17 protein-coding genes and 1 pseudogene are annotated in these 20,207 nt (G+C 66.9%); 14 read left to right on the top strand and 4 right to left on the bottom strand.

The genetic code is table 11. The features are described from left to right. Window positions 1-209: 209 nt before the first annotated feature. From FRADC12_RS29220 to FRADC12_RS05315, 7 genes are all read left to right on the top strand, one after another. A complete protein-coding gene (locus FRADC12_RS29220; RefSeq protein WP_255355241.1) occupies window positions 210-560 on the top strand; it encodes a transposase in 351 nt (116 codons plus the stop codon). A 175-nt stretch (window positions 561-735) separates the two neighbouring features. After that, a complete protein-coding gene (locus FRADC12_RS28105) occupies window positions 736-2,046 on the top strand; it encodes a lytic transglycosylase domain-containing protein (RefSeq protein WP_052710697.1) in 1,311 nt (436 codons plus the stop codon). A gap of 891 nt (window positions 2,047-2,937) precedes the next feature. Next, entirely contained in the window at window positions 2,938-3,645 is a 708-nt protein-coding gene (locus FRADC12_RS05295; RefSeq protein WP_045875790.1) for a class I SAM-dependent methyltransferase, read from the top strand. 521 nt (window positions 3,646-4,166) lie between these two features. Continuing rightward, window positions 4,167-4,349 carry a hypothetical protein gene (locus FRADC12_RS05300; RefSeq protein ID WP_045875791.1) on the top strand — a complete coding sequence of 61 codons (183 nt, stop codon included), beginning with the start codon at window positions 4,167-4,169 and terminating at the stop codon, window positions 4,347-4,349. A 395-nt stretch (window positions 4,350-4,744) separates the two neighbouring features. Beyond that, window positions 4,745-5,353: a type II toxin-antitoxin system antitoxin SocA domain-containing protein gene (locus FRADC12_RS32000; protein ID WP_045875792.1), complete on the top strand. Its 609-nt coding sequence runs from the start codon at window positions 4,745-4,747 to the stop codon at window positions 5,351-5,353. Further along, a complete protein-coding gene (locus tag FRADC12_RS05310; protein ID WP_045875793.1) occupies window positions 5,350-5,694 on the top strand; it encodes a hypothetical protein in 345 nt (114 codons plus the stop codon). The genes FRADC12_RS32000 and FRADC12_RS05310 overlap by 4 nt, the downstream gene beginning before the upstream one ends. Before the next feature lie 435 nt (window positions 5,695-6,129). Further along, entirely contained in the window at window positions 6,130-7,974 is a 1,845-nt protein-coding gene (locus FRADC12_RS05315; RefSeq protein ID WP_045875092.1) for a hypothetical protein, read from the top strand. Between the two features lie 761 nt (window positions 7,975-8,735). On the opposite strand, the pseudogene FRADC12_RS29230 reads toward FRADC12_RS05315, so the two are convergent. Further along, window positions 8,736-9,581, bottom strand: a pseudogene (locus FRADC12_RS29230) (HARBI1 family protein). A 161-nt stretch (window positions 9,582-9,742) separates the two neighbouring features. Here FRADC12_RS29230 and FRADC12_RS30905 point away from each other — a divergent pair. Continuing rightward, the gene (locus FRADC12_RS30905) at window positions 9,743-10,558 is read left to right on the top strand and encodes a hypothetical protein (protein ID WP_157488702.1); all 816 of its coding nucleotides are present in this window, start codon (window positions 9,743-9,745) and stop codon (window positions 10,556-10,558) included. Window positions 10,559-10,571: 13 nt separating this feature from the next. Here the strand turns inward: FRADC12_RS30905 and FRADC12_RS32845 are convergent, their stop codons facing one another. After that, window positions 10,572-10,907: a helix-turn-helix domain-containing protein gene (locus tag FRADC12_RS32845; protein WP_232303626.1), complete on the bottom strand. Its 336-nt coding sequence runs from the start codon at window positions 10,905-10,907 to the stop codon at window positions 10,572-10,574. 188 nt (window positions 10,908-11,095) lie between these two features. Here FRADC12_RS32845 and FRADC12_RS05325 point away from each other — a divergent pair, with 188 nt between their 5' ends. From FRADC12_RS05325 to FRADC12_RS05345, 6 genes are all read left to right on the top strand, one after another. Next, window positions 11,096-11,884, top strand: coding sequence for a tyrosine-type recombinase/integrase (locus FRADC12_RS05325; RefSeq protein ID WP_045875795.1), 789 nt, complete (start codon window positions 11,096-11,098; stop codon window positions 11,882-11,884). A gap of 1,059 nt (window positions 11,885-12,943) precedes the next feature. Beyond that, the gene (locus FRADC12_RS05330; protein WP_045875135.1) at window positions 12,944-13,777 is read left to right on the top strand and encodes an HARBI1 family protein; all 834 of its coding nucleotides are present in this window, start codon (window positions 12,944-12,946) and stop codon (window positions 13,775-13,777) included. A gap of 317 nt (window positions 13,778-14,094) precedes the next feature. Next, complete coding sequence (locus FRADC12_RS29240; protein WP_084010464.1) at window positions 14,095-15,054, top strand: restriction endonuclease; 960 nt, start codon at window positions 14,095-14,097, stop codon at window positions 15,052-15,054. 278 nt (window positions 15,055-15,332) lie between these two features. Beyond that, window positions 15,333-15,872, top strand: coding sequence for an HNH endonuclease (locus FRADC12_RS05335; protein WP_045875796.1), 540 nt, complete (start codon window positions 15,333-15,335; stop codon window positions 15,870-15,872). 329 nt (window positions 15,873-16,201) lie between these two features. After that, window positions 16,202-17,365, top strand: a complete 1,164-nt coding sequence (locus FRADC12_RS05340) for an ISAs1 family transposase (RefSeq protein ID WP_045875797.1) — start codon at window positions 16,202-16,204, stop codon at window positions 17,363-17,365. 30 nt (window positions 17,366-17,395) lie between these two features. Next, complete coding sequence (locus FRADC12_RS05345) at window positions 17,396-17,866, top strand: hypothetical protein (RefSeq protein WP_045875798.1); 471 nt, start codon at window positions 17,396-17,398, stop codon at window positions 17,864-17,866. Window positions 17,867-18,038: 172 nt separating this feature from the next. On the opposite strand, the gene FRADC12_RS05350 is transcribed toward FRADC12_RS05345, so the two are convergent. Next, window positions 18,039-18,809, bottom strand: a complete 771-nt coding sequence (locus tag FRADC12_RS05350; RefSeq protein ID WP_045875799.1) for a hypothetical protein — start codon at window positions 18,807-18,809, stop codon at window positions 18,039-18,041. 407 nt (window positions 18,810-19,216) lie between these two features. After that, window positions 19,217-20,113, bottom strand: a complete 897-nt coding sequence (locus FRADC12_RS05355; protein WP_045875800.1) for a hypothetical protein — start codon at window positions 20,111-20,113, stop codon at window positions 19,217-19,219. Between the last annotated feature and the right edge of the window lie 94 nt (window positions 20,114-20,207).

Raw genomic sequence — 20,207 nt, forward strand, 5'->3', positions numbered from 1 at the left:
GACGACACGGAGCTAGGAGCAGCACGTACCCCGCCATCCAGCCACCTGAATGAGGCCGAGACGGAAAATGCGCGCCCACCCCTACCGCCAGCCGTCGTCTCCAAAGACCGGCCGATGAGCCGTTCGATCCGCTACCGCCGCCCTTCCGCGCCAACGCCGTCGCACGCGTCCTGCGCGCCCGCCCCAGCCACAGATCCAGCTGGGCCACCATCCAAACCGTCGCCACCGAGCTGGGAATCAGCCCCGAGACACTGCGCGGCTGGGTCCGCCAAGCCGAGATCGACACCGGCCACCGCGAAGGCATGACCACGGGAGACCGCCAGGAGCTCCTGCGCCTGCGCATCGAGCACGCCGCCATGCGCCGCGCCCTGGCCAACACGCCACCAACTAACGCCCGGCGCCGAGCCGAGCCGCCTTCGACGCAGTCACCTGAGCAGCCGCCAGCTCTCGTCGCTACCGCGAACCTTGACCAGTTGCGCACAGACCGCTCCGAACCAGCCCTCCGGCTCGAAGGCGCTCTCCCCGAGGGAACCGACGGTGGCCACGGCGCCCACAACTGAGCTCCCCAGCACCCGCCCAGGCCCCGACCCAACGGGCAACGACAACCCCGCGAATCACAAGGCGCCCACCGCCCGCGGCACGAAGCGGGGGCGGCATCGCCGGCCGCCGTCACGTGCACTCAGCCTGGCCAGGACCCTCGGCCCGCCCACCGCCGCTCTGCCTCTGGTCGTCCTGATGCTGATCCTCTGCCAGTCACACCCGCCCACACACGACACCACGGCCACCAGCCAGACCACCGCCACACGCTCGACCGGCTATCCCATGCCGGCGCTCAACCCGGGCGCCTTGCGGGGATCCGGCGGCCAAGGACCGGCGGGCACCGCCGGTGGCCAGGTGCCGATCGGCGCGCTCGCCACCGCCGCGGCCGCGAGCCCGCGGCCCTCCAGCCCGACGGGCAATCTGGTCACCCTGACCGCGGGGCAACGACAGATCCCGGCCCCGGTCCTGGCCGCCTACCGGAAAGCCGCCACTACCCTGGCCGGCGAGCAACCCGCCTGCCATCTGCGCTGGCAACTCCTCGCCGGCATCGGAAAAGTCGAATCCGGCAACGCCCAGGGCCGCCAGATCAGCCCCGACGGCACCGTCACCCCCAGCATCCTCGGGCCCCGCCTCACCGGCACCAGCGGCTTCGCCCGCATCCTCGACACCGACCACGGCACCCTCGACGCCGACACCACCTACGACCGCGCCGTCGGCCCGATGCAGTTCCTGCCCTCCACCTGGGCCGGCGCCGGCCGCGACGGCAACGCCGACGGCCACAAAGACCCCAACAACATCTATGACGCCGGCCTCACCGCCGCCGGCTACCTGTGCACCCACCACCGCGACCTGACCGACCCCGCGCAGCTCTCGACCGCGATCCGGGCCTATAACCCGTCGGACGCCTACGTCCGCGCAGTCCTTGCCTGGACCACCGGGTACACCGCCACCACCCCCGCGCCCATAGCCGTCCCCACGCCCACTCGCACCAGCCCGGACGACGCATCGACCAGCGATCCGTACCCGATCTTCGCGCTCACCCCTGTCCACACCCTCGCCACGCCACTCCTTTCCCCGACCGCAACCAACTGCGCATCCATCACCCTCACGACGAGCAGCCTCAAGGCGGTCATCACCACCACCACCCTCGATCTCACCGGGCGCTATACCAACCCCGGCCTCAGTCCCGCCCACGACGCAACGATCACCATTCACACCATCGCCCGCGACGTCACCGGCCACGCCCTTGCCGACACCGACCTACCCCTGCCGCTCAAGCCCGGCGACGTCCCCGCCCTACTCACCCGACTTCCCCTCGACCAACTCACTGACCCCGGCCACACCACGACCCTCACGCTCACCCTCACCACCACCCCGCCCGGATGCCCGGGCCGAGCTCTGACGACCATCACGATCACCAACGTCATCCGGCCCGCCAGCACCTCAGCCCCGGCTGCCACCATCGCGAGCTCCCGACCCACACCCAGCCCCACCACGACCCAATGACCCCAAGATCCTCTCGACGTCGCCACCAAACAACGCCAGGCGACAGCAACCCGACCCGGAAAGGAGGCTTCTCCCGGTGAGCCGGCACCGACGAGCCAATCCCCCGCCGCCCCCAGCCAACGCGACCACGCGCCACCGGCACTTGGCGACCACCAAACAGCTGCCCGCCGTCTCACCGACCAGACCCCAGCAACGGCTCACGGCCGCGACCACCGCGCCGAACCTCCCCGGCCCCCGCCCAGGCGCACACCGCAGAACCCGGCCGACCAACAGCCGGACTCTCGGACCGGTCCACCTTCTCGGGATTCCCCTGATCGGCCTGCTCCTGCTCCTCGGCCACGACGAAAACACACCCGCCGGCCAGGCAACGACCACTCTCGCCATACCTAGCGGCAGCCAGCCCACCACGGCCGCCAGCTCCCCCGCCGCATCCTCATTCCCACAGATCACCAGCTCCACGGCCGCCCCCGCGGTTCTCGACCCGACGACCCCCAGCGCGACCGTCAACTATCCGGCCAGCACTCCGCCGACACCCTCTCCCACCACCGCGCCCGTTCCGACGCCAAGCAAACCCCGAGATCTCACCGCACCTCCCAACTCCACACCGCTCGCCCTCCGACTCTTCATCGGAGCTCGCAACTCCGCCGCGACCCGGCCAATCCGCGCCGCGGACTCAGGTCACTGCGCACCCAGGTCCACTACGTCCGATTCGGTGCAATTTTCGATAGTGTGGCCGTTCGACGTCACGCCCGGCGCACGTCGTGTGGCCCGCAGCCGGCGGCAGGTCCATCGGTCAGTCGCACCTACATGGACGCGCGGCAAGGAAACGTCTCGACCTCGGCCGGTCTCCTGATCCGCGGACCTCGCGTCCGCACCTCCGAAAGGCGACGCATGCTCGACGAACAGATCCGGATCGGCAAGAAGGCAGCGCGGCGGACCGTCGAATGGGGCCACCGCAACGTCGTCCGGCCGGTCCGGTGGGGCAACCTGCGCCGCACCGGCCCGTTCTCCGACTGGTACGGCAACGAGCGAGGCTGGCCCGCTGACCGGCGGTACATCGACGGCTTCATCGAACGCCACCGCGCCGACCTCGTCGGCCACGTCATGGAGATCAAAACCTCGCACTACGTGGACCAGTTCGGCCGGCCGGACGAGGTGACCATCGTCGACATCGACCGGGAGAACTCGAAGGCGACCCTGTTCGCGGACCTCGACGAGCCAGGAAGCCTCCCGGCGGGAGCCTTCAACGCCGCGATCGTCACCAACACCATCCAGTATCTAGAGCCGCAGCCCGCACTGGCAAACCTGTGGCAGTCGCTCACCCCGGGCGGCGTCCTGCTCCTGACCGCACCCGCGCTGGCCCGCACGGACGCGGAGATCCCGGAGATCGACTATGTCCGGTACACCCCAGCAGGACTGCGCCGCGAGTTCACCAAGGCCGGCATCCCTGCGATCGTCGAGGGATTCGGCAACGTCTTGGCCTGCTTGTGCACGATCTACGGACTCACCATCCAGGACGTCAGCCGCAAGGAACTCGACCTGATCGACCCACGATTTCCCATCACCGTCTGCGCCCGGGCGGTGAAACCCGAACGCTGAAGGTCAGGAAGCCGCGCCCGCCTCCGGAACAGAAGGTGGTCCTGAGGCCGCGACCGCGCCGCAGCACAGGACCGCGAGGGCGCTGCGTTCGGTGCGGTTGACGCCCCAAGACGGGCTGGGGGTGCGACTACGGCGCCGCTGTCCGCCACCGCTGGTGCCGGCGAAGCGACCGAAACCGCCGAACGACCCAGCTCGGCGGCAGCCGGCACCCGCGAGACTCAGCCCTCCAAGCCACCAGCATTCGTGACGCACAGCCACTAGAACGCCAGGCAGCGGGAATCAGACGTTCCATACGAACCAGCCGCGAGACGCCTACCTGGACGTTTAGGGCTGACATCAAAGCCCAAGATAATCATCAAACCTATTTGCCGAGGTCAGACATACGCTACGCAGCGTAGTGGAGGTGAGGGGACTCGACCCCTGGCCTCCTCCGTGCGAGGACGCCCACGGACGTCAGCTTGTAGTCTCGATGGGCGCCTGAACCCGGAATGGGTGGAACTCCTGATGGGCCTGCCACCGGGGTGGACCGAGATCGAGTAGAGCCCTGGGAACGCGACACGCCCCGGCTGGCCACCGGCGTCCAGCACCAGACCGAGCGGCTACGCGCCCTCGGGAACGGCGTCGTCGTGCAGGTTGCCGGACACATCGGCCGCATCCTGCGCGACCTCGCCGTACCAGCGGCCCACCACGAGGTCGCGGCATGAAGACGCTCGACCTGGGCGCCGAGGACCAGGCCGACCCGGCGCGCTCCGAGCCGGCCATGCGGACTCGACCCGGCAGGGCGCGCCAGACCAGCGCGCGGGCTGCCGCCTGGTGGGTCGCCTGCCGCTGGATCGACACATGGCGCGCAACCCGACGCGCGAGGGGCGGATCTGACTCGCAGACAGTGACCGACCGTGAAGTTGTCTCGATGGAGGGACTTCCGAGTCTAACCGGAGATGCGGCGGTGGCTTCACGGTGGTCCAGGTTGCAGGCTTGCCCTAGAACAATTGTTCGACTAGCATCGTTGCTGGTCCGCGCTCGTCCGGCATCGAGTGGTTACGCATTGCTTGCGACGACCGGGTACGGTTGCGGGGTCGCGGCGAGGGAGGACCGGCATATGGACACTCGTGATCGCAGTGTCGCGGAGAGCCTCCAGCGGGATGATCTGGACGTCGATCCGGACGAAGCCAAGTTCGCCGAACTGCTCCTGCTGGTCGCCGAGGAACTCGCCGACGACCCATACGGCGGTGCCGCCAAAGCGAACGGCGTGCTGTACTTCGCCGAGTTCGGGCACGTCCGCGAGACCGGCGTTCCGATCAGCGGCGTCCGCTACCGCAAGACCGACCGCGGCCCCGTCCCCCGGGGCGCGCGAGCGGTCCGAGACCAGCTGGTCGCGGCTGGGGATGCGGCGCTCGCCCGGGAACGCGTCCTGGGGCACGAGCAACAGCGCCTGATTCCGGTCCGCCCGGTTCACCGCGAGCTGTTCAGCGCGACCGAGCTCAAGGCGGTCCAGGAAGCGGTGGACCTGCTTCGCGGTCACACCGGCGACGACACCGCGGAACGGTCCCGCCGAGAGCCCGGCTGGCGGCTGGTCGACGAGGGCGAAGACATCCCGTTCGTGTCCGCTCTGCTGCCCCAGGTCCAGCCTCGGCCGTCCGCGCGGATGGCCGAGCGGATGCGTCAGATCCACGAGGAATACGCCCGAGCGGGCCGCCTGGCCGAGTGAGCGCGTACCAGGTCACCTATGGGGAACGCTTCCTCAGCACCGCGAAGGCCACCTTCCCCGAGTTCCGCGGCATGGAGTACGGCGGCCCGACATTCGACGACTTCATGAGGCTGCCCGTTGGAGCGGCGCGACTGGCGTTCGGGCAGGACTGGGAAGGCCAGCCGTCGGTGACCGGCTCCTCGGCGCGGATGGTGTTCCTACCACCGAGCGGGATCTTCGGACCGATCGTCTTCTACGCCGTGCTGGTCGCTCGCCCTACCGGGCCGGTTGTCGAGATCACCGATTTCGTCGCGGACCAAGACTTCTACGAGAACCTCGACGACCCTGACGACGAAGACTGACTCCGCCACATGGCTGAGGCAGAGCCTGATCCCTCCGGCGAGCTGGCGGGCTTGTCCTACCGCCGGGTTCTCGACCGGGCAAGATCCGCCGACGTTCCCTGACCCAGCCTCGGCTGCGCGGATCTTGCGCGGTCGGGGTTCCGGTGGTAGCCCCGGGCGCCAGATCCGCGGAGGAATCACGCGGACACGTTCTCGTTCTTCTCATCCCCCTGGATCTGGCCGGGGGGCAATGCCGTTGTAAGGCGCTTGATCGCGAGGTGTGAGGTACCCGGCCGCGCCTGAGCTAACGGTGACGTTGGGTGACGGTCGGGGGTGGGGTGGGAGGTCGCCGGAGCGGAGGATTTGGGTGCTGGGAGTGCCCGGATTGCGGGGTTTGAGCGGATCTCCGGGTGAGGTGAAGGGTGTCGAAGCCAGTTCCCTGACCCGGAGTCCGCCGTGTCCTGTTTCTATCCTGTCGTCCCGTCGGTCGCGCTGCCCGGGGTGGCCTTCGGCCGGGTCGGTGCCGGGCTGCTGGCGGTGCGTGCCGAGGACCTGGCCGCGGGGCCGGTTCGCACGGCCGGGCGCCGCGGCGGCGGCCGGGCGCCGGCCCGCGACCGCCGCGGCCTGCTCACGCTGGCTGAGGGCGCGCTCCCGGCCCGCCACGGCGACCAGGTGATCGTCTACCGGCCGGTGCTGGCCGGGACGCTCAGGGCCTACGACAACGGGGATCTGGCCCTGTCGGGCCGGGCGGCGGACCACGTGTCGCTGGGAGCGGCGGAGGCCGAGCTCGACCGGCGGCTCGGCCCCGGCGCGCTCGACCGGCTGATCGCCGAGGCGTTCACCCAGTTCCAGGCGACGACACCGCCCGGCAGCGACGACGCCGCACCTGATGACGCCGTGCGCGGGCAGGAGACGGCGTTGGCGTTGACCCGGGGGGTCGTCGTGCGGGCGCTGGTCCTGGGGTCGTGGATGGCGGGCACCGGGTGGGACGACGTGCTGGCGGCGTTGTTCGCGCCGGTCGCGGACGTCCCGTTCACCCGCTGCTCCGCCACGCCCGGCGGGCCGGCGTTCTCCCGGGCGCGGCGCGGCGTGCCGGGGGTGGTGGTCGCCGCGGTGTGCGAGGCGGTCCTGGTGGTGCTGCGCGCGGAGCTCCTCGACCCGCACGACCCACAGGCGCTGGCCGCGGGAGCGTTCCGGGTCGCCGGCTTCGACGGGACCCTCCTGCGGCTGCCCGACACGGCGGCGAACCGGGAGCGCTTCGGGGCGGGCACCGACCCGGCGCCGTTCCCGCACGTCCGCCTTCTGATCGACGTCGACGCTGGGACGAAGACCCCGCTCGGCTACGCCCACGGCCCGTCCTCGGGCGCGAAGGACGCCGGTGAGCAGACGCTGCTCGAGCAGGTCGCGACCGCCACCCCGGCGATCTGTCACCCTGGGCTCCTGCACGTCGGGGACCGTAACTTCCCCGGCGCCGAGCGGCTGAGGCGGCTGACCGGCGCCGGGATGAACCTCGCGGTGCGGCTGCGCGCCGGGATCACCGTCGACGTCGACACGTGGCTGCCCGACGGCTCGGCGCTCGTCGACCTCGGCACCGACGACGTGCTGCACGGCTGGCGCGACGTCGAGTGGGACGTGTTCGCCGACGGCGTCCACACCGGTGAGACGTTCGCCGTGGCCACGAACATCACCGACCCCGCCGCGCTGCCCGCGCTCGCTCTCACCGCCGGCTACCGGGCCCGATGGGGCGCGACCGAGACCCCGATCCGCGAGACCAAGGCCACCCTGAACGACTCCGGACCCGGAGCCGGGCCGATGCTGCGCGCCACCGACCCGTTCGAGGTCGACCAGGAGATCCCCGCTCTCCTGCTCGGGGCGGCTCTCCTGCGCGCGGTGCAGCGCAGCGCCGCCGCGCAGGCCACCCCCGCCCAGCGCGGCGCCCGCGCCGGGCAGCCGGTCCTGGCCCGGGAACTGTCCACCAAGGCCACGGTGCTCGCGCTCACCCGCCACCTCGGCGCGGCGACCCCCGGCCTGCCCGACGAGGTCGTCGCACACCGGCTCGCCGCCATCCACAGCGCACTCAGCCGGCGGCGCAACACCCCCGACCGCAACCGCACCCGCGAACGCCGGGCGAAGAGCGTCTCGGAGTTCCCCCACGCCGGACCCGGCCTCACCACCCGCAAGGTCGTCTACGAGACCCGGATCTGCGGACCGATCACCGACACCCTCACCACGGCGGCCCCAACACTCACGCTTCCCGATGTCACCGAACGTGACCACACTCAGCCAGCCATGGCAGCCTGACCCACGCGATCAAGAGAGTTTCACTGGCATTGGGCCGGGGGGTTCGGGGGGCAGCGCCCCCTGAGGTCTTCCCATACGACAACCGCCCCGTGCCGATCATCCGGCCCGGGGCGTTTCTGCTTGTCCGGCCGAAGGCCGGTCTTGAACAAGCAAGGAAAGTTGGCACAAGCCGGTGTAGCCTCGAACAAGCAAGGAAAGTTGGCACAAGCCGGTGTCGCCTCGACCTCGCCTCGACAGGTGTCGCCTCACGGCCTGTACGAACCGCGCGCGAGACGGCCGCGCAGGAACCTTCCCTCCATCCTCGACCGTCGACGGGGGACGATGCTGAAGCTGACCCGGAGGTGGCCCGGCAAGTGCTACTTGGGATACTCGGGACGTGCTCACAGACCAGTATCAGCTAGCCCTTCTTGCGAGGACCCGGAATCGAATTTCGGCGCTACAGGCTATACCCGACGTACGATCCTCGGAGCACTGGAAATGGATACGGCGATCAATAGTTAGGGTCGGAGCCAATGAGGTTGACAAGGTTGCGACAATTCATGCTGTACATGAGGTAGCCGGATGGGCCCTTCCACTCATCTACCTCTGGGCGATACTTGTCAATTTCTCGGATTCACACTGGCACTTCAAGGAAGGCGCAATTCTTGTTGCTCTGAGCTTCTTAATTACCATCGCGGCATTTATGGTGGGCACATTGAGCCTTTCCCTGCAACCGACCGTCACCCTGGGTGAGTATCAATAGTGTGATCGTGTGTTGGTCGTCAGGTGGTCCTCTGGTACTCGGTGTGGAGGATGACGAGGGACGCTTTCGCGACCAGCCCGATCTTCCAGGGGTCGATCGTGACGTTGCGGAGCAGGCGGAAGGTGACCTTGAGCAGCGCGTTCGCGCGCTCCCCGACCGCCCGCAGGGCGTAGTGGATGCGGTTGTGCAGTTTCTGTTCGGCGGTCAGCTCCCCGCCCTTCGGCTTCTTGAACGGGACCGCGAACTGCCCCTCCTGGGTTCCGAGAAGCGTTTCGTAGCCGCCGTCCGCCGAGCACCTGCCCGCCGTCGGCGAACCACTCCTCGAAGACCTCCGGGGCGCCGGAGGCGCGCAGGGCGGTGGTGTCGTGCTCCCGGCCGGGACGGACGTCGGACACCCACAGCGGCCAGCCGTCCTCGGGACCCGAGACGACTTGCACGTTCGCGCCGTGGTTCTTGATTTTTCCTGACCACCACAGGTCCACGCCCTTCGTCGGGCCGGGGACGGTCACCCGGTCGGTCTCGATCAACGTCCCGTCGACGATCACGTGGTCGTAGCCGGCGAACTTCGCGGCGATCAGTGCGTTGCGCAGGTCAGGGCAGCTCTGCCAGCCCAGGACTGCGCGAGGCCCTCGTGCAGGTAGCGGTAGCCCACCGACTTGCCGATTGTTGTTGTCCCGAACACAGCCGGATGACCGGGGTTCCGTCACAGAACCAGCGCAGGACGAACACGGCCTGCTCCCATGGAGACAGGGCGCGGGTCCCGCCTCCAGTACCAAATCCGCCTACGTTCCGCAATCAGGAGCGTGGCAAGGCGGACGACCGTGTGATCGCTCAGGGGCAGGACGCTCGTGTATGTGACACTCATGAGGACGCGGGGCTCCGGCGGAAGTGATCTGTGAGAGGACTACTTCCTACCGGTTGCCCCGCGTTTCGTCGTCGGCGACCCAGCCGTCGATCACGACCCGTGATGATTACCTAGCATGACGGGTCGTTGCAGGGAAAGGCTCATTGTCAGGCCGGGCTTTTGTGTTCACATATACATCGACGGCGGGCACCTTGATTGCACTAATTGCGGCCAAGGGGAACGCGGTTGAGATCAACACCCATCACTATCATCATTTACATCTCCCAGCGGAGTCATACGGCAAGATCCTCCCACTTATTCCAAGTATTGCGCTCGCCTCACAAGTCCTAGACAGAGTCACACCCGCCGTCCTGGAGTGGTATAGAGCTGACATCTACCGTGAAGCTCAAGCAATCATTGTTGATTGCTTGGCGGGAGTTCTCGCGGGAATTAAGAACAAGAAGGCATGGCCAAAGATGCATGACCGCAATTCACTCGTTACATTATGCGAGACAGCGGCTGTAACGCTAGAGCGTGGCATCGTGCCAAGAGCCATCCCTGGCGACCGCGAAACCGCCGAGTGGTGGCGGCACGAATCACGCGAGATGGCTCGGGGCGTCAGAGGAATGAAGCGGTCCATCCTTGCCCCAAAGGCCGACACCCGGGAATTCTTGGAGAGGCGATTGACAACGATGTTGCTAGCTGCTGCCGCTGGCAACTGGGACTGCTTCGTCGGAGATCAGACTCCCCATCTGAGGGAATCGGTAGCAGTCCGCTCTTTGAGGGCCTTTAGGACGGTGGTCGCCGGCTCGTCTCCTCTCTTGGTAACTTACGCGCTCGCGCGAACACATAAGGTCGAGGGGAGCTTCTTGACCTCACTCTTTCTATTTACCGGAACGCTGGCAGCAATTTCAATTCTAGTGCAGATTGATCCGCGATTGGCCACAAGACTCTCCGACACGAGTACGGTCCTGGGCGGCCTCGGCAGGGGGAAGTAGACGGAGTTCGCGGTTAGCTGGCTCCCGAACCAGCTATGTCTGGCACGAGATCGGTCAGCGGTACGCCGAGATGCGTAGCCATCGATTTGAGGACTGAGAGTCTGTCGATCTCCCGCGTTCCTCCCTCTACCTGCGATACCCAGCTTTCGGAGCGGCCGATTAGCCGGCCGAAGGCGGCCTGCGACATGTTGAGTTCTCTCCGAAGAAACGCGATCCGGTCGCCGGAGAAGGCCATGCGCGCCGCCATCGCAGCGGCCGAGGCGGGCCGGCACGTCAACGTGTCGCGGCGCACCGTCGCGGCATTCCTGGACGAGTGGTGCGCGGCGATGGCCGCCTCGGTGAAGCCCAAGACGCTCGCCAAATACCGGCTGTGCAAGGACGCCTACGTCGTGCCGTTGATCGGCGAGACGGCGTTGCAGGACCTGATGCCGGTCCGGCTCAACCTGCTCTACGGCCACCTGTTGGAAAAGGGCCGCGTGCACCAGCGCGGAAAGCAGGCGCGGGCCTGTCGCGGGCGACGGTGGCGACGGTGCACCGGTGCTACGCCGGGCGCTGGGCGATGCGGTGCGCTGGGGCTACCTCGCGCGCAACGTCGCCGAGGACGCCCAACCCCCGTCGGTCGGGCGACGGCCGGCCCTAGTCTGGACACCTGAGCAGTGGCGGACGTTCGTCGGGCACATCAGGGGCGATCGGCTGTACGCGCTGTACCTGCTCGCGGTCACGACCGGGATGCGCCGGGGCGAGCTCGTCGGCCTGCGCCGCCAGGACGTCGACCTGACGGCCGGCACGGTCGTGCCGAGCGTCCCGCGCATCGTCGTCGACGGGAAGACCGCTACCTCGGACACGAAGACCGAGACGGGCCTGCGCCCGCGGGCGCTCGACCCGATGACGCTCAAGGCGCTGCGGCACCACGTCGACCGGTGGGAGAAGAACCGCGCCGACGTCGGGCACGCCAACGAGCTGCTGTTCTGCCACCCGGACGGGTGCGACATCCACCCGGACTCGATCACCGACTGGTTCCAGGGCCACGCCCGCGCCGCCGGACTGCCGGTGATCCGGCTGCACGACGTCCGGCACAGCTACGCGACCGCCGCCCTCAAGTCGGGCGCGCACCCGAAGGTGGTCAGCGAGCGCCTCGGCCACGCGGACGTGGCCTTCACGTCGCGGATCTACAGCCACGTCATCCCGGGCATGGACGAGGCCGCGGCGGGCCTCGTGGCCGGGGTGATCCTCGGCCCGCAGGACAAGGGCCAGGAGAGCGACGTGCACGAATCTGTGCACGAAATGAAAACGTCGCCACTGGAAGGTGGCGACGATGAGGACTAAAGCCCAGCTATTCAGGGGTGGAGCTGAGGGGACTCGAACCCCACCAGAATGAGCAACGCGGAACGCGAACGAAGGGGGGTGTCGGGGGGCGAAGCCCCCTGACACGGGGGTTCCAGGGGGTCGCGCCCCTGGGCAGACATCGCGGCAAACGCGAAAGCGCCCCCCGAAGGGGGCGCTGAGCACGGTAATCCAACCCGTGGACCTCGTGGGACTCGAACCGGTGGACCTCGTGGGACTCGAACCGGTGGACCTGACTGACCACAATGCGAACCGCTACCCGATTCTGCCAGGACCGTTGATCAGCATCGGCGGTGCCGTCTGGGGGACCGCGACCTGCGGACACACGTCGCCAGCCAGCTGATCTGAGTTCAGGGCAAGCAAGGGCCGGGGATGACCCGCGCAACTGTGCAGCGGGCGCTGCGCCAGGCGTTGGGGGACGCGCTGCGGTAGGGCTACCTGACCCCCAACGTCGCCGAGAACGCGCTGCCCCCTTCGGTCGGCCGGGGCGGGCGGCGACGGTGTCGACGCCGGAGCAGTTGCGGGCGTTCGGCGCGCGCGCATCCGCGGCGATCGGCTCTGCGCGCTCTATCTGCTCGCGGTCACGACCGGGACGGGGCGCGCGAGCTATTCGGCCTGGGCGCGGTGAGGACGTTGACCTGACCCTCTGCACGGTGGTGCCGAGCGTCCCGCATTGGGGTCAACGGGCAGACGGCGACCTCGGACACGAAGGCGGAGACTGGACTGCGTCCGCGGGCGCTCGACCCGGTGACGCTCGCCGCGCTTCGCGCCTACATTGAACGGTGGAGAAAGAACCGATCCGATGTCGGGCACGCCAACGAGCTGCAATGTCGTGCCCGCGCTGCCGGTGGCTACCGAACGGCCTTCCGCCGTCAACGACACCCCTGATACGCCCCAGTGAGCCTTTCCCTGCAACGACCCGTCATGCTAGGTAATCATCACGGGTCGTGATCGACGGCTGGGTCGCCGACGACGAAACGCGGGGCAACCGGTAGGAAGTAGTCCTCTCACAGATCACTTCCGCCGGAGCCCCGCGTCCTCATGAGTGTCACATACACGAGCGTCCTGCCCCTGAGCGATCACACGGTCGTCCGCCTTGCCACGCTCCTGATTGCGGAACGTAGGCGGATCGGTACGCGGAGCGGGACCCGCGCCCTGTCTCCATGGGAGCAGGCCGTGTTCGTCCTGCGCTGGTTCTGTGACGGAACCCCGGTCATCCGGCTGTGTCGGGACAACAACATCGGCAAGTCGGTGGGCTACCGCTACCTGCACGAGGGCCTCGCAGTCCTGGCCTGGCAGGCCCCTGACCTGCGCAACGCACTGATCGCCGCGAAGTTCGCCGGCTACGACCACGTGATCGTCGACGGGACGGTGATCGAGACCGACCGGGTGACCGTCCCCGGCCCGACGAAGGGCGTGGACCTGTGGTGGTCAGGAAAAATCAAGAACCACGGCGCGAACGTGCAAGTCGTCTCGGGTCCCGAGGACGGCTGGCCGCTGTGGGTGTCCGACGTCCGTCCCGGCCGGGAGCACGACACCACCGCCCTGCGCGCCTCCGGCGCCCCGGAGGTCTTCGAGGAGTGGTTCGCCGACGGCGGGCAGGTGCTCGGCGACGGCGGCTACGAAGCGTTCGGAACCCAGGAGGGGCAGTTCGCGGTCCCGTTCAAGAAGCCGAAGGGCGGGGAGCTGACCGCCGAACAGAAACTGCACAACCGCATCCACTACGCCCTGCGGGCGGTCGGGGAGCGCGCGAACGCGCTGCTCAAGGTCACCTTCCGCCTGCTCCGCAACGTCACGATCGACCCCTGGAAGATCGGGCTGGTCGCGAAAGCGTCCCTCGTCATCCTCCACACCGAGTACCAGAGGACCACCTGACGACCAACACACGATCACACTATTGATACTCACCCAGGGTGACGGTCGGTTGCAGGGAAAGGCTCAGTGTGTTCGGTAAGCCGATCGCCGATCGGCTGGGGGCGAGTCGGCCACTTCCCACAGCCGCAGGTCGTATCCCCCGCAGCCAGTGGCGAGTGCGCGCCCGTCAACCCTGAAAAGGCAACGGACGACATGGCGCGGCCGTGGCTGGCGATGGGTCGCCAGTCGCTCGGGCTCTGGTCACGTGGGCGCCGTTCCACAGCCACGCCTCCCGTCGGTGCGATATCTCGCTGCCGAAGATCCGATAGGATCACCTCGTGGAAGGATGGCAGGACTTCGAGCGACTCGCGGAGCAGATCTACAGCGAGTTGGCGCCCGATGCTGTCGTCAAGTGGAATGACCGCATTTACGGACACGAGTCGGAGACGAAGCGGCAGATCGACGTGTCAGTACGCTGGGCGGACAACGACGATAGCTATCTGCTGATAGTTCAGGCTAAGGATTGGTCGACTCCGGCGGACGTGACAGCAGTTGGCGAGTTCGCGTCCGTCGTTCGCGACGTACGCGCAAGTCGAGGCATTATGGTCTGCCGCTCGGGATTTACGGAAACGGCGAAGACCTACGCGCGAAACGTCGGGATCTCGCTTCACAACCTTCACGATGCTCGATCGCGCAAGTGGCGCCACGAGTTGACCGTGCCAATTCTGTGGGTCGACCTCCTTCCGCGAGCAAGAATCGCCATGAGGGTGTGGTTTGGCGAAGGGGACCAGATATGGACTCCCGGGGGGTTCATACCACTATCCAGGGTCGGCGAGAACACGCCGATCGATATCCTGGAGACCTTCGAGGATCATTGGAACGGCGGACGGGCATCTCGCGAGCTCGACGTTCCACATGCGATTCGGTCGACAGAACCGCTGGAGGCCCTAGTACTTGACAAGCACGGAGAGCAGGTCCGCCGTCCGGTATTTGACTTCTGCGTGCTGTACAAAGTCACCCGACGCGCCTGGCTGGGTCAGTTCGAACCTCACTCTTGCCGCGGCCTCATCAATTACCACGACAGTAACAGTTTCCTGGCTTCGCACCTGCCGATTGGCGAGATTCCGACCCAAAGAGATGGATCGTGGGCAGAGATCGAAGATCCGGACAAAGTGGCACCGACGCTTCGAGGTACGTTTGTGACCACGGAGGCCTACACTCTTGAGAGGGGGTCGAGTCAGTTTGAATATTTTGATTTCGGACTGTTGAAGGCCTGTGGTTCACCTCATGAGGCCTAACGGTTGGCGACATGCCGCCGTGCCCAACTGTGCCCTTCTGGCTTCTGGTCTTAGCCACGTGAACGTTGCCACTTGATCAAGCATCGGCCGACCGAATTAGTATAGGACGCTGTCCGGCACATTTCGTGCCCTCAGGACGGCAACGCACGCTCCGATCGAGGAATCGCGAGAACGAAGCCTCCGCAGACATACCTCGCTCTGCATGATCACGTGTCCCTCACCTCCTCCGGCCCACGGCGGCTGGTGCCATCGCACGGCCGCCGATCAGGCGCGACGCGATGCCTTTTAAGATCGTCCCCCGAGACAGCGCCTCCGACGAGGGGAGCGGCGAGACAGTGGCTCGTCCAAGGTACGTCAAGTGGTTCCAGTTGGGCGCGGGCACGCTGCGGGCCGTCCTGCGTGAGCGGAGGCTGGAAGACAGGCTCCCCAGCGGGGAGGACTGGTACGTCTGCCCTCTCTGCCTGGACTCGATGTTCACGGTCGAGGAGCTCGATACCGGGGAACTCACTGTCGAGCATGTCCCTCCCCGGTCGCTCGGCGGGCACGCGATGGTCCTCACGTGCCGGCGCTGCAACAACTACGCGGGGAGCAGGTGGGACGCCCAGGCCTACAGGAGGCGCCAGTTTCACGAGTACCTCACCGGGCAGAGCGGTCGAGCCGAGACCGTCACCCTCGACATCGGCGGCGTCATCACCAGAGCCGAGCTTCATCTCACCGGCACGTCGGGATTTCTTATCGCCGAGACGCCGAAGATAAACAATCCGGCTAACCTCGCGGCGAGCGCGGCCCACCTGGACGCCAGGGCTGCGGCAAGGTAGCAAACAGGATGTGATCAACTACGGGGCGTAGTGACGTCCGTGGTTCCCTTGCGGTCTCGCGAGTCCGCTGACCGTGGTTTCGGCAATTCCCGGTCAGCCGCTGGCCAGGTGGACTGGGGAAATCTCACGCTTGGTCGCGGCCGGATGCCTGGCGTGATCTGAACGAGGCACGACCGGCGAGTTTTGGAAACATCCGGCAATGCGATGGGAGTGCCTGGTACCTGTGTTGTGAGAAAAGTGGCCTCCTGTTCGGACAATGAAAGCGCCAACAACCATTGTCCGCACGAACAGAAGGCCACCGCGTGTCATCATGCCAGTCTGGCCCCGGCATGTCCATCGTCCCGCTCGACGTCGAACGCTGTGACATCACAAGTCTCCTGGAAATGCTGGAGGAGATTCCCGATCCGCGGCGCAGCCGGGGCAAGATCTACAGTCTTTCTTTCCTGCTGGCCGTGATACTTGTCGCGACGCTGACGGGTGCGAAGTGCCCACGTGAGCTCCACCGCCGGGCCGCGGACCTCCCACAACCTCTTCTCGCCCGCCTGGGAGCTCCGCTAGATCACTTCCGCGGAAGCTGGCGGACGCCTTCGGAAAAGACGATCCGTCTTCTCCTGAAGAAGATCGACGTAGACGCCCTGGACGCGGCCTTTGGCGGCTGGCTGTACGCGCAGGCCGCCCGTGGGCAGGTCGCCCTCGCGATCGACGGCAAGGTTCTACGCGGCGCCTGGTCCGGCGAGGACACCCAGGTCAGGCTGCTCTCCGCGATGCTCCAGGGCCAGGGCGTGGTCATCGCGCAGGTCCGGGTCCCCGATGACACCAACGAGATCACCGTCGTCGAAGAACTGGTTGGGAAACTCCCGAAAATTCCCGGCACGCCAGCAGTGACTCTCGACGCCGTCCACGCCCAGCACGCCACCGCGGAACTTCTCGTCAAAGCCGGGTTGGACTACATTCTGACCATCAAGGGAAACCAGCCAACCTTGCAGCGAAAGATCTTCGAGCTGGTCCTCCCATTGCTCCAGGAAGCACCGAACCACGAGATCGAGGAACGCGGGCACGGCAGGATCAAGAACTGGATGACCTGGACCACGAAAGCCGACGAGATCGACTTCCCGCACGCCGCCACGGCCGGCGTCATCCGCCGTGACGAGTTCGATCTCACCGGAACCCGTATCAGCCGTGAACACGCCCTCATACTCACCAGCGTATCCCCGAAGAACGCGACCGCCGAATATCTCCACACCCACATCCGAGGGCACTGGGGCATCGAGAACGAAATCCACTACACCCGCGACACGGCCTGGCGCGAGGACGCCAACCCCACCTACACAGGGAACACCAACCATTCCCTCGCGAGTTTCCGCAATCTCGCCATCGGGGTGATCCGTCTCAACGGCACCAGGAAGATAAAGGAAACTCTCGAACACGTAGCCGCTGACCGCTATAGAGCCCTTCCACTCCTCGCCACCGTGTGCAACAGATCAACACGATGAGCTACCTCGCCGAGGCCCTGCCTGGACGCCATGGCTCGTACCGGCGCCGATCCAGCGTTCACGGCGACCTTCACGACGTACTCGGCCGAGCGTGCCCGCTTGTCGTGGATCAGGGCAGCGTATCTGTCCGCATTTGCTCTCTTCGGCTGGCGATATATTCTCTCGCCGACGCTTCAGCCGATCCGGGATGCGCTGGCCGAACGCGGAGGCAACAGGCTGCCCCCGCTGTCTTTTAGTTCCTCGGGCTGGAACGACGATCGTCGTGAGCTGTGGATCGTCAGGGAACCGACCGACTGCCAGAGCCTGCTTTCCGTCTGGGGCAGGGAGGGCATCTTCTTGCCGCTGCCCTTCGATAACAGGGGCCTGGGCAACCTGTCGCGGCGTCTCGGCGGCGAGGCCGCCGCGCAGGTCAATTTCACGTTCAAGGGGGGAACGCGATCTTGGCCTATCGGCCCAGAGCACGGTCTCGATCCGCCTCCGGTCTTCAAGGCCGCAGCTTAGTGCTCCAGCCGCTGTCTAGTGGTCAATTGGGTTGGTAGCCTGGACGGCGGTAGTTGCTGGTTTGGCGTTGGCTCGCCTGATGCCGGTCATGGTGTCAGGTTGCGCTGCCTGTGGCCGGTCCGCGTCTGCGGCGACATACCATTGCGCCGCACCCGCCAAGCGCGGCTGAGGGCTATCCGACAGGAGTCGTCGGGTCGGCCGGCGTGCCCGTCGGTAGTGGAATCTCATCAAGGCGCAACAGCCGCGTGTTCGTATCTGTCACGATGCTAAATAGCACGTCGCGGTTGTCGTCGAGGTTGCTGGGAGTCGCGCCAACCGCCATGAGCAGCGCGTGCAAGCGGGGGTAAGGAGTAGCCAAGGCTCGTTTTCGCAGGAGCGGCGTTCGTAGGGCATCGAGCGCGGTCGAGGCGAGATTGATGCCCGAGCGGCGGTTCTGGCCGGCTCGCTCGCGGATCCACGGCGTATCGGTCAGGTTGGCGAACTCCTCGGCGGCGATCGTGTAGAGCAACAGGAGGTCGCCGCGGGTGACGCCGATGTGCGTGCCGGGCGGTGGCGTCTCGCTGTTGAACGGCTCGGTGCTGAACATCAACCGGCCGATCACCGGCCCCATCCGCAGCCGCCGCACCATGGGGAACTGTTCGACGGTTGCGTCGATGAACCGCTTCGACTCCGGCAGCCACAACACGCAGTGGCCGTTGAACACTCGGCCGGCCTCGTCCCACGACGGCTCTGGCGTGCCGTACATGACCCCGTCTCCGCGTATGCGGTCACGGATCACGAGGTCCACGAGTTGGAGGCTGCTGTGGGCTCCGAACTGTCCGAAGGCGTGCCGCAGGATGTGTCCGGCGTCGATGCAGGCGTTGGCTGGGCTTCCGGCGATGATGTTGAGCAACAGTGTGGGAAGGAGTAATTCGAGCAGGCTGTCGGCAGGAGCCTCGGCCATGATGCCGGCGAGTAGATCGGTATTCTCGGGGATTCTGCCTGGTCCTTCTGGGCGTGAGATCCCAGGTTTACTGGTGGGCTCTCCCGCTGGAGGCACGGGCCGGGCGAAGCCGGCTCCGCTTCGTCGCTGCTTCCCGCTTCGCCCGCCACGTCGTGAAGTAGCCACATGATGACGTTAGGACACCGATCGCGTCCCCGAGGGCGTTCTGGGTCGATCGATGCCCCACTCCTGTAAGTAGGACCCGGCTCTGGATCGGGTGGCCCGCCTTCTCGACACCAAGAACAACCAGCCCGGGCGCGGAGGTAAGCCGGCAACCGTGCGCGGGCCGAACGGCGCCGTTGGGAGACAGCGGCCGACAGGATCGGTCGTCCGGGCCGCTCCCAGCTTGCCGAGCATCCCTCAGACCGTCAGTACAGCGTGGCCGCAGTGTTGGCGGGAGCGACCTTGCCACCTTGCAGCGGGTGTGTGTCGAGGAGGATCTCGCGGTACCAGGAGGGCGGCGGGTAGCTGTCGTTCCTCGCAGCGAGGAAGTCGTCGACATGCGTGCGACGGCCATCGATCCGGGGCAAGCGGCGGAAAGCCTCGTCCGCAGCGAGTTCGGCTGCTAGCGTGGGAAGCTGGTCGCGGAGTGCCTGGTAGATCCGCTCGCACTCGACGCCGATCTTGTCCCGCGCTTGGCGAAGAACCGAATTGGCGACGTAGTCCGAGTCGGGGCCTGTTAGAAGGTCCGCCATCTCCGGGTGCTGGTCCATGACGACCGCCCGGGAGGCCCGATCGGAGCCGGACCTGCGCCGGAAGGCGGGGATCGCGACGAGTTCAGTGACGAACCGCTCGACGCGGAGATCCCGTTCCGCCGGGTCGATTGTCCTGTAGCTGGCCGGGGCGTTGGCGGGGCGGAGCTCCTCAACCTCTGTCAGCAGACGCGCGTGCCAGGGCGCGGTCAGTTCCCAGCGGTTCAGCACACCCGCATGCGCGAAGGCCAGCTCGACGTCGATGATCTCCCCGTCGCGGGGTTTGGCGGTCCGCAAGAGGCGGCGTCGCGCCTTCTGCCCCTCTGGGTCCTCGTTGGCCGGGAGATCGTCGGCGAACGCCTGGTAGTCGAAGGTCGCCGTCGCGGTGTAGAGGAGGCGGGCGCCGACCTGGTTGGCGACGCGGACGAAGTCGGCCGCAGGCAGGTTCTCGGGGCCGAGCTCGGCCTCCGGCCCATCGACGCCCGGGGTCACACGGACCGGCAGTGTCACAAGGCCGAGTTCTGCAGTCAAAGCGGCGATCTCCTTGGTGAGCCCGCTCAAGTCGGTGTCCATCGCTGCCCCTCGCTGCGCCGGAATGTGACCGAGAAGTTACGCCGGCGGTCCGACATCGCCGGCCCGCCCGGGCAGACTCTGGTGCGCAGCGCGA

It is taken from the genome of Pseudofrankia sp. DC12, assembly GCF_000966285.1.
GTDB lineage: Bacteria > Actinomycetota > Actinomycetes > Frankiales > Frankiaceae > Pseudofrankia.

Coding starts and splice junctions, on each gene's coding strand:
- FRADC12_RS05355 (WP_045875800.1), bottom strand. CDS start 20,113: ATGGACACCGACTTGAGCGGGCTCACCAAGGAGATCGCCGCTTTGACT.
- FRADC12_RS05345 (WP_045875798.1), top strand. CDS start 17,396: ATGGCTCGTACCGGCGCCGATCCAGCGTTCACGGCGACCTTCACGACG.
- FRADC12_RS05295 (WP_045875790.1), top strand. CDS start 2,938: ATGCTCGACGAACAGATCCGGATCGGCAAGAAGGCAGCGCGGCGGACC.
- FRADC12_RS05340 (WP_045875797.1), top strand. CDS start 16,202: ATGTCCATCGTCCCGCTCGACGTCGAACGCTGTGACATCACAAGTCTC.
- FRADC12_RS32000 (WP_045875792.1), top strand. CDS start 4,745: ATGGACACTCGTGATCGCAGTGTCGCGGAGAGCCTCCAGCGGGATGAT.
- FRADC12_RS28105 (WP_052710697.1), top strand. CDS start 736: ATGCTGATCCTCTGCCAGTCACACCCGCCCACACACGACACCACGGCC.
- FRADC12_RS05330 (WP_045875135.1), top strand. CDS start 12,944: ATGAGTGTCACATACACGAGCGTCCTGCCCCTGAGCGATCACACGGTC.
- FRADC12_RS05350 (WP_045875799.1), bottom strand. CDS start 18,809: ATGGCCGAGGCTCCTGCCGACAGCCTGCTCGAATTACTCCTTCCCACA.
- FRADC12_RS05335 (WP_045875796.1), top strand. CDS start 15,333: ATGCCTTTTAAGATCGTCCCCCGAGACAGCGCCTCCGACGAGGGGAGC.